This is a genomic window from Terrisporobacter muris, assembly GCF_024621905.1.
In the GTDB taxonomy this organism is placed as follows: domain Bacteria; phylum Bacillota; class Clostridia; order Peptostreptococcales; family Peptostreptococcaceae; genus Terrisporobacter; species Terrisporobacter muris.
The window spans coordinates 1-8,165 of the sequence record NZ_JANKBY010000155.1; the positions used below are offsets into that span (position 1 = coordinate 1).

Annotated in this window: 7 protein-coding genes; all 7 read right to left on the reverse strand. The window is 31.1% G+C overall.

All coding sequences use genetic code 11. The features are described from left to right. Window positions 1-1,289: tetratricopeptide repeat protein (locus tag NSA58_RS12065; protein ID WP_257560503.1), on the reverse strand; the 1,289-nt coding region annotated here is incomplete at its 3' end. A gap of 366 nt (window positions 1,290-1,655) precedes the next feature. Beyond that, a complete protein-coding gene (locus NSA58_RS12070) occupies window positions 1,656-1,919 on the reverse strand; it encodes a Mor transcription activator family protein (RefSeq protein WP_039681301.1) in 264 nt (87 codons plus the stop codon). Between the two features lie 285 nt (window positions 1,920-2,204). After that, window positions 2,205-4,580: a virulence-associated E family protein gene (locus NSA58_RS12075; RefSeq protein WP_257560504.1), complete on the reverse strand. Its 2,376-nt coding sequence runs from the start codon at window positions 4,578-4,580 to the stop codon at window positions 2,205-2,207. 107 nt (window positions 4,581-4,687) lie between these two features. Next, complete coding sequence (locus NSA58_RS12080) at window positions 4,688-6,622, reverse strand: DNA polymerase (RefSeq protein ID WP_257560505.1); 1,935 nt, start codon at window positions 6,620-6,622, stop codon at window positions 4,688-4,690. 84 nt (window positions 6,623-6,706) lie between these two features. Further along, window positions 6,707-7,258 (reverse strand): ssDNA-binding protein, encoded by a 552-nt coding sequence (locus NSA58_RS12085; protein WP_039681304.1) that lies wholly within the window; start codon window positions 7,256-7,258, stop codon window positions 6,707-6,709. Window positions 7,259-7,280: 22 nt separating this feature from the next. Next, a complete protein-coding gene (locus NSA58_RS12090) occupies window positions 7,281-7,583 on the reverse strand; it encodes a hypothetical protein (RefSeq protein WP_052233165.1) in 303 nt (100 codons plus the stop codon). Window positions 7,584-7,633: 50 nt separating this feature from the next. Continuing rightward, on the reverse strand, window positions 7,634-8,128 hold the full coding sequence (locus NSA58_RS12095; RefSeq protein WP_039681305.1) for a helix-turn-helix domain-containing protein: 495 nt from the start codon (window positions 8,126-8,128) through the stop codon (window positions 7,634-7,636). Window positions 8,129-8,165: the final 37 nt, after the last annotated feature.

Consider the following 8,165-nt stretch of genomic DNA (forward strand, 5'->3'; position numbering starts at 1 on the left):
ATGTAAAATGTATAATTTCCATATTGCTCGTCTTCTTCTTTTTCTTTTAATTCTATTAACTGCTTATAATAATCACTTCTTTTAGTATCATCATCTTCTACATTTATTAAGGCTTCTAAAATTTGCTCTACTATATATATATTATTTTTATTTTCATCTAACATTGACTCATAAAGTTTAATTGCATCTTCATATTGATTGGTCTCTTCATAAAACTTTCCTAATGCTAATGAATAAGAAATCTCTTTTCCAATATAGTAATCCTCTTCATCAATTTCTTGCAAATACTTAGAGTTATCTAAATGTTCTTTTGCTAACTTTAAGTCATCTTCCATTATAGCAATTTTTGCATCCATATTAGCTTTTATTATTTCTATATCACGATAAGTATCAATCGGTATACTATCTTTATACTTAGGTATTTTCTCTGAAACTAGCTTGGCATTCTTATAGTCTCCCCTAGTCAGATATAACTCCCCAAGAGTTAATAAGCCATAAGTTTTTATATCTGCATTTTTAAATTCATCTTCTAAATCAATAGATAAAGATTTTTTTATTAATTCAATACCAGTTTCTATTCCTCCTAGCTTTTTAAACAATTGTGCTAATTCAATTAACCCTTCTGATGTTTCTTCATGTAAATTTTGCTGATTTGATATAATTATTGATTTAACTGATACTTCTGATGCCTTTGCATAATTATTAATATAAAGATATAAGTACCTTAACTCTTCATTTATTTTTAGCTTAATTCTATTTGTTGCATCTTTATTATCTAGTAAACTTTCTAATATTTCAATTGAAATAGATTTATCATCAGCTTCAGATGCTACCATTCCTAAGAAATAAGTTATTTCATCTTCATTATTCTCAAACTGCTTTCTTTTTATTTGATCAAATATATTTATAATTAGCTCTTTAGCTTTATTAGATTTATCATTTTCTAAATAATATTTATATAGAAGTTGACCTCCTAAGATTTTAGAATTTAAATATTTACTTTCTTGTATATTACTTTTTATATTTTCCTCTTCTTCTTGACTAATTATATTATCTGCATATTTAATATATGTATCTATAATAAACCGGTCCGACTTTTCTCCATTTTTATCTAAAAACTCTTCATATTCAGATAAAGATTCAGAGCTTATTTTTTCAGTGGATTCGTAATCCTTTTTAAACTCTTTTATAATTTCTGTATAGCTAAGATCTGTATTACTAAAAAGAATCTCTTTTGAAATTATAAAACTTAATATAATAAAAATAACAATCAAACATTTCTTTAACATAAAATTCTCCTTTTATTATAATTTTTTTCAAAATAGGCCGTGAAGTCTATATTATCAAAAATTTTATAAAAAATAAATAATTACATTTTTTCCCAAGATATCATAAAGGAGAATTTTATACATTTATCTAAATTTACTGATTATAGTTTTAGAATTAAAATGATATGAGCCCTTTATGACAAAGGTTTTATTTTTTTAACTTTCTATCATAAGGGGATCATATGAAAATTAGTATAATCTATTTATAATTTTTCTTATAAAAACATCGCTCCGTTACTTGTGGTAAGATTCACCACTATTTATTCTATATACTTAGACCCCTATATTACAAGATTTAAGCCTTTTTAGTTCAAATTGAATCTCCCCTTAACCTATCGCCCCTTCCTTCCTCAACACATACTTCACCTGCTCTTTACTAAGATCATATCTTACCCTCAACCTATCGATATTTTTTCCATTATAATCTCTAACCATCCTTCTATTCCTATCCCCCATAATCATTTTACTATACACAGGTATGTATATAGAGCTACCTCCATACATTTTGCAAATCTGCAAAAAGTTTTCTATTCCTACTATGTCTACCATTGTATGTAAATTATAAGGTATATCTTCCATTATTACATTCATAATTTTCCCTCCATATTTTTATTATTATCATGCCTTGTGCCTAAGTGCTGTGCTTATACACCAAAAACCCTATACGCGCGTACATACACATATGCGCTATTTTTTCTTATTTTTTTGTAATTATTAAATAAGTAGAAATTCTTATAGGTACACTAAGCACACATATTGTCAAACACAGTTCTTTGCTGACTCCTAGGTTGTGCCTATATCTGTGCTTATGCCTGTGCCTATCTACCAAAGCACAATATTTCTATCAAATTTTCTTTGCCTTGCTGTGCCTAGAATTTAAATTTCACTTTTAATAAATGTTTTTTGAGGACCATATAAAACATATCTTACTTTACCAGTTTTGTTTGATGATAGTTTTTCCCATCCTCCTATACGATTTAATATACTCTCTATTTCATAAGAATCTATTCTTTTTAAATCTTGGCGTTCCTTGTAATAACACTCACACCAAATTTCCATTATACAAACTTTATCTCTTTTTACTGTACCTTTTTTAGGACTTATGTCATTGTTACTTAAAAAACTACGTCTTTCATAGAGATCCATCTCGTCCCAATTTTCAGGCAGTAACTTTTCTAAGTATTCTAAAATTATCCCTTCTCTTGCATCACACTCCATTGCTTGCTTTTGAGCATTATAAGCCATTGCTACTACTTCACCTTTTAAAAATAATTCTTCTCCCTCTTTATAAGCATTTATTGCTTCTGCCCAAATTTGGTCTACTTCTTTTAGCTCCCAAGGTTTATACATACTAACGCCACTTACATTTACTGGCCAGAATCTTCTGTTTCCTGTTATATCTCTTAGAAATCCACTTTCTGCATTAGTTGTTCCCACGATAATATTGCTCCTTGGATGATTTTCCACAGTTATTCCATAGGCTTGGCGGAATTTATCGTCTGTTCGTGTTACAAATGATTTAATTGTTTCCACCTCGACTTTTTTCATTCCTGCAAGTTCTCCCAGCTCCAATATCCAGTATCCTTGGAGTTTTTCTGCTGCTGTTTTGTCTTTCATGTCTGTTATAGATAAGGAATCTGAGTACCACTCTTTTCCTAGAATTGAGAATAATGTTGATTTTCCTATTCCTTGAGGTCCGTTAAGAACTAATATATTATCAAATTTTATTCCTGGTTTATATATTCTAGCCACTGCTGCACAAAGAGTTTTCCTTGTTACTGCTCTTACAAACTCACTATCTTTAGCTCCCAAATAATCAATTAAAAGAGTATCTATTCGTTTTTTGCCATCCCAAGTTAATTTACTAAAATATTCTTTGATGGGGTGATAAGTTCTTTCTGACCATACTAAACCTAGAAGGCCATCCTTAAATTTTGATGGTGACCAAATTCCATAAACCTTTTCAAAATATATTTTTGCACAGGCATAATCTGCATCTGACCATCCTAATTTAGCTTGTTTCCAAGGAAGTTTTCCAATAACATCTATAGAAAATTTTAGCTCGTTATATACAATGTTTTTAAGATTAGGATCATATCGAACAATATTAGTTATATTTGCTAAGGTACTTTTCACTTTTCCATGTTTGTCTAACTCTAAAAACGCCTGCCAATTTTTATTTTCTTCTTCATCTTCCACAATATCAAACTCCATAGCTGCCAACTCTTTCCTCTCCTTTGACAATTGCAACCTTACTTTCTCATCATTTATGGCAAGTTCCTCCATAGCCTTGTATGAAGGTAGATTTACCCACTCCTTATTATCCTCCACATTTTCATCCAAATGAGAAAACTTATGAATTCTCACCAAATCAAAAGCATTTAAAAGCTTTCCACAAGCCATATCTGTTGAGTGATGGGAAAAAGCAAATTTGTCATCGTAAACTACAACTCCTGCTGATGAAGATGCAGGTATATAGTCATATCTGCCCTCCATTTCACTTTTTTCATAAATATCTGACAGAAAGTTATCAATAGCCTCACTTATGCTATAAGTACGACAGAAGCCTCCAACAACACCGCTTTTCTCCAGGGGATCAGCTTGTTTGTTTATATTGTTTTTTATAATAATTTGTTGTCTGCTAGATACAGGCCAGGAAGCAGAGTTGGACCAATTACCATATTTTTCTAAAACATCATCAGGATTTAGTATTTCACCTTCTATTTCCCTGAAAATAAACTCTCCATCACATGAAGTTGATGGCCAATACATAAGGCGGCTTGGCTCATAAGTTGTATCGTCAAACAAATCTATTCCTATTTCCTTGGCAATCATTCTACTTACAGCGCAATATTCATCTGGTGAAATATTTCTACTTAGAGGTATAATCAAACGAAATCTTGGTTTTTCTTTTTTGTGATTATGAGTGGAGTAAATTAAACAGTAAAAGGAGAAAAGCATTTCTATTTCATCTATAATATCTGCTGTGGCATAGTCCATGTCCAGTGTTAGGGCGCTTCGGCTTATTACACAGTCTTTTCTTCGTTTGTTGTCTTTCAGTTTTCCCAGGACAAACCCACCCACGTCTTTTATGTCATCCTTGGCTGCTTTTGTTAGATTTTTATATTCTTTCATAGTTTCAGATGTTCTTGTAGTTGTTGATATTCTTTTTATAAATGTGCTTAAATTTATCTCTTCATAGTTCCAGACTTTATCTTTTCGAGATTTCCCAGTGCATATATCTATTTTCATTTTTCTACCCTTTCTTCTTCTAGTTATATATAAATAATCTTATTTTGATTTTAATATTATTTCCTACTAGGTAATTATCACTTTAACCCCTTCTAATTTAGTTTTCTTTACTTCTTATAAAACTCACAACTATATCCCTCAGCCTTCAAGGGCAAGCCCTCTCCATAGTCTGGCAAAGTTGTCATAATCTCACATACATCTTCCACAGTAGCTTTACCTTTTTCCACTTCCACAACTACCTCATCGTGAACGTGCATCACTATTTCAAACCCCTTATCCCTCAGATTAACCATGGCATTTGCTAGAATATCTCTGCTAATTCCCTGTACTATGTTTTCCACCAATTTAGGACCGTAAGTTTCAATTCTCTCATACTTTTTATTTTGACTTATGCCTTTGTAAGTTAAAGAAGTTTTGCCAAATTTATTAACTCCCAGTCTAGGATTTCTGTAAGCAAGTTTTCTTTTACTTGGAAGTTTTATAAAAAGAATATCATCTTTGTATTCAAAAATGATTTTCCCAACTCTTACTGTCTGGGAGTATTTCACTGCATCTATGGCTGCATCTCCCACCTTCCACCAAAAGTTTGTAATATTTGCGTTTACTCTTCTCCATTTTTGCACCAGTGGAAGTAGCTCTTCTTCCTTCAAATTCATCTCCAAAGCTCCCATAACTTTCAACGCTCCCACTGAACCTCCATATCCCAAAGCAAGCTCGGCAATTTTTCCTTTTTGTCTCAAATCACTTTCTTTTGTAATCTCTTCTATGGGTAGATTGAACATTTGAGATGCTGATGCTTCGTAGATTTTCCCATGACTTTTGAAAGTATCAATTCTCCACTTTTCATTTGCTATCCAAGCCAAAACCCTGGCTTCTATGGCAGAAAAGTCAGCAACTATAAACTCACATCCACCCCTTGGTAAAAAGGCTGTTCTAATAAGCTGAGACAATACATCTTCTGTGGAAGTATATAAAAGTTCCACATCTTCATATCTGCCATTTTTCACAAGTTCTCTAGCCAAATTCAAATCTTTTATATGATTTTGTGGTAAATTTTGCACCTGCACCAACCTTCCTGCCCATCTGCCTGTGCGAGATGCCCCATAAAACTGAAAAAGACCATGCACTCTTTTATCTTCACAAATACATCTTTCTATACTTTCATATTTTTTCACAGAAGTCTTGCTTAGAGCCTGTCTTAATTTTAGAACTTCACATACTTCTCCTTCAGATTTCTCAATTAATTTTTCCACGGATTTTTTATCAAGTTTCTTTGTTTCTACACCTTTTTCATATAAATAATTTTTCAACTGTTGCAGTGAATTTGTATTGTTCAAATTAGTCAGTTTATAGAATTTATTTTTTATTTTTATTTTGTAAATCAAGTCACATTTAAGACAATGATCTACAAAATCCACATCCACCAATATGCCTCTATCATTTATTTCTTGGTCTAACACATATAATTTCAGCTCATCATCACTTATATGATAATTATTCAACTTATTTTTAATTTCCATCTCGCATTTTACATCATTTATACAGTAATCTTTAAAAATCTCCCACTTCTCAGGGTTATCTTCTGGTAAATTCCTTCTTTTGAAATTATTCTTTTCACTAGGATTACAAGGAAGGGTAAAAAGTTTTATAAGACTTTTTCCTTCTTTCATTTTGGGGCTATTTACATTTAAAACTTGCCCCACCTTGTCCAAAGTAGTAGGCAAACCCACCATCAAAGATTGTACTTGTGTGCAATGCCAAGAAGTAGCAGACAGTTTCATGTTTAGGTGTTTTGATAAGCAAACTCTTTCAAAAGCTGCATTGAAAGCAGTTTTTATAATGTTTTCATTTTTAAGTGCATCCACCAATTCTTGGCTTAGCTTTTCCCCCTTAGTAAAATCAACTATTTTCACATGGTCATCATCAAAAGCATAGGCAAAGAGTAAAATCTCAAAATCCTCTGCTTCTGTATAGGCATAAACCCCACGATTTAACAAGTTTACCGATGAAAATGTCTCTATATCTATGGATAAAGTTCTCATTTTTCCTCCTATAAATAAAGGTGGAAATATTAACAGTCACGTTTACTAAATCCACCTTAAATTTTATGTATGCAATTTTTTAAACTAGTCTAAGAAGTTTTCCTCCACATCTTTTACAACTTCAAACTCATCTATGGCAGAAACTTTATCATATATTGGAACTCCTTTTCGTAGGAACTGTATATTTCCTAACAATACTGCCACTCCTTGACCATCACTTGCATTATAAGGATAAAACGTCATGCTGACTTTTCCATAATCACCAACAGTTAGCATACTTTTATCAGTGATTTTTTCCACTTTTGCGTTGACCACTTCTGGAGCATTGTATTTGCAATTAGCATTTAAAAAGAAAGAATTTTTAAAAGAATCATCAGCATTTTCCTTCATATCACCATCTTTTATGGGATTTTTAAAAGTGTTTTCATCTATTGCACCATATTTTGAAATATAAATTTCCTTAGCTGCTTCAAGTGCCTTCTCCATTCTTTTTACAGTGACCTTATCTTCCTTATTTATTAGACATCCCACACTGTACCTTAAGCCTGATCCATTTATAGAAACAGGCTCCCAAATGTTCAAATATCTAAACCTTACATCTAAAATAGCTTTGCATAAATTTTCATTCTTACTCATATTTTCCCCCTTAATACCTAATCTAAAGTTTTTCAGCTTCTATTATAATTTGTGTAAAATCCTCACTTCTCACTTGTGATAACTTATTTGCCCCAAATTTCATAAGAAGTGTTTTTATTTCTTCTGTTTTCCCATTTTTAGATTTTTGTGCCAAAACTTCTCTCACTTTTTCAATTGTTATTTCATTTTTTTCAATTTTTGTCTTATTATTATCTGTTGGAGTTTTATCATTTGTAGATATGTTATGTTGATTTTCTGCTAACGATAAGCAAAGTTTAGATATGTTTCCCAAGTTCCATGATAATTCTTCCAATATTTCCTTCATATTATCATCCCCTTTTTAATTTTATAAATTTACCACAGTAGTTTTTACTACTACATTGCCATATCTGGTTTATTTCCTAATCTATTCACCCTACACAAGCATGGAATATCATTTACATCTTGTTTTATTATACTAATTATCTTTTCAATGCTATTGTTGTTATCAATTAAAATAACTAGTTTTCCATCATTAGAAAATTCAAATTCTAATTGTTTAGATTCACCTACCTTCTCATTTCCTATTTCAAGCTCAGATTCTTTCCACATACTTTTTTCTAAATTTAATGTCTCTAATTTATCATTTGTATCTTTTCTTTTTTCACAAATTATATCTTCCAATTTCATATCAAGTGCTTTTGCTATATAACTTGCCTTTTCTTTTTTAATAGGCTTCCCCTCTTCTGCCCTTTGTATAGTCTTTGCAGACACAGTCTTTTTTTTAAAATCCTTTTTGCATAAATGACTAATTCTATTAGCTAACCTCTTTCTAGAAAAACCCTTTCCCTTTCTAATTTCCTTTAATTCCCCTATCAGATAAATCCCCATAAAGCCACCTCATATATAATAAATTTTACAAAATATA